Annotated in this window: 2 protein-coding genes; both read right to left on the bottom strand. The window is 43.4% G+C overall.

All coding sequences use genetic code 11. The features are described 5' to 3' along the window. Positions 1-209: 209 nt before the first annotated feature. Positions 210-971, bottom strand: coding sequence for a hypothetical protein (locus tag B5F35_RS17955; RefSeq protein WP_087243037.1), 762 nt, complete (start codon positions 969-971; stop codon positions 210-212). Between the two features lie 17 nt (positions 972-988). Then, positions 989-2,053, bottom strand: a complete 1,065-nt coding sequence (locus B5F35_RS17950; RefSeq protein WP_242969588.1) for an RHS repeat-associated core domain-containing protein — start codon at positions 2,051-2,053, stop codon at positions 989-991. Between the last annotated feature and the right edge of the window lie 170 nt (positions 2,054-2,223).

Here is a 2,223-nt window from a genome sequence, read left to right as displayed (position 1 = left end):
GGGTCTCACCTCCCAGCTGACGTTTCAAAGTGCGGTTTCCGTTGCCGTCGTAGGTGTAGCTGTTCCGGGCCAGAAGCGCGTCCCCGGAGCGGACGGTCAAGCCCGTCAGGTTCTTGTCCAGGTCATAGGCGTACTCCTGCCGGATGGGGCCATGGGTCACGGCTTTGAAGGGGCATCCGTCCTAAGTACTTTTGACACTGCGGCCTCCACTATTTCTGATTATTGACAAATTGATGTTTATCTATATCGTATTCATAGCCCAGAAAGTAACATTTAAGTAATTGATCAAAATCATCAAACAGAACAAATGACATTTCAGATAAACTGTATCTTATACTTTGAGTTGATGTTTCATCAATATACTCTTCGTCAATACATATAACATGCCCATCATAGGAGTTCACAAATAATTGATAATTATCATTAACTGTTCCAATGTATATATATCCAGACTTATAAAAGGGAGAATTATCTCTTAAAAAAATATTTAATTCGCTACCTTTCGGAGTTGGGAATAATTTCAACTCAGTAGTTACTATATCTTCGTCATCTCTTACAATTCGCAAAGAATCAATTTTCTCATCATACGTTTGCCTAAACCAATCTCCAATAAATCTTCCGTAGATATAACTGATTGGTAGTGCAAATGATTGCAAGTAATTTTGCAATTCCCTAGGGATCTTTGCGCTCAATATCTTCTCACAAATATCTATATCATGGTTAGAAACATCTGACTCAAGTAACTTCCAATGAAGCCCATAATCATTATTTATATTCAGTTGATATAACTCACTTAATGTAAGACCTTCAGGAAGTTGTAAGTAATCTCTGAGTTCGTTATTATCCAGATATTTTTTGGAAAATGTTAACTCACCCATCAAATCCACTGGAAATTTTAAATTCGATACCAAGAACAATTCAGGCTTCCGAAACAGTAGTCCTTCAATCGCTCTCGTTGCAAAATTGTTCATTTTCGTATCTCCCATAATTATTTTGAATTGTAAATTGCACGTGGGGATACATTAAGTCCATCTCCCCTAGCAACATAGTGTGCTAATTCCTCCTTTCCCGCAATAAGACCAATGGGAAGAGCCTTATGCCCTCTAACAAATCCAGTTCGGTACACTGCAACTAGATGCTCCTCCGCCCATATGTTTAACTTCATCTTGAACTCTTCAAAAGATGAGCTCTGTTTCATTAATTGACTAATTCCATCAGGTCCCATATGTGCGGCAGTACTGGCCCGTGTCCCAGTATGAAACCCACTCACTATATCACCATTTGATGCTGTAACATTAAGAAAATATGTATTTTCCGTACCAATAGTCATCGTCTTTATATCTTTAGCAGATAACCCCCATGACTTCGCTATAACCGCATTGGATACCATCAAAAATTCATGTTTATATCCATCCCCGCGCAGCATACTTGTAATGTTAGTACGCACTTTAGTGTCCGTCATCAACACTTTCAATTCATCAATTGTTAGTGCATCAAACCATGAATCAAAAGTACTTGCTTTCCTAGGAACTTTACCAACAGTTGCACCATCAAGTCCAGCTGTAGTTCTTGTCAGAATCTCATTTACTTCCTGACTACTACTTACATATGGGTTTTTGGCTAAACCACTCGGATCAACATAGTAAACCGGGTTATTCGCACAGTAGGCATATAGATTGAGCCCGTCGCCCCGGTAGGTGTCCTCCTGGGTGAAACGGCCAATAACCGGATTGTAGAACCGGGCTCGCAGATAATACTGCTGAGTGATGGGATCGATCTGCTGGCCGTAGTAGGTGAAGCGGTTGGGAACCGCCTCCTCCTTGACCTCAATCTTTCCCCAAGCGTCATACTCGTAGCGGTTCTGGACATTGCCGTTTTCATCAACGATATGGGTCGTTGACCCCATCTCGTCGCTGGCATAGTGGTAGTATGTCCGGGCGCTCTCTCCGTCACTGCTGCGGGCGATCAGCTCTGTGGAACGGATGAGACGGGTTAGACCGGTGCTGTCCTCCTCGGTGACAACCTCACGCTCCTGGTTGAAGATGAACTGCACCAGGTTCCCGTTCTCCTCCATCTCATACCGCAGGCCCTCGGCGTCGTAGCGGTTCACCTGTATTGCCGTCAAAGGTTTCCACCCTGGTGGTGCGGTTGAAGGCGTCATAGCTGTACTGGGCCTTGTCGTCCACCAGAAGGTTACCGGCGTTGTCGTACTGGAACATCGTC

The sequence above is a fragment of the Anaeromassilibacillus sp. An200 genome (genome assembly GCF_002160025.1).
Taxonomy (GTDB): domain Bacteria; phylum Bacillota; class Clostridia; order Oscillospirales; family Acutalibacteraceae; genus Caccousia; species Caccousia stercoris.
This window is presented reverse-complemented; position numbering and strand designations above follow the sequence as displayed.

Coding starts and splice junctions, on each gene's coding strand:
- B5F35_RS17955 (WP_087243037.1), bottom strand. CDS start 971: ATGAACAATTTTGCAACGAGAGCGATTGAAGGACTACTGTTTCGGAAG.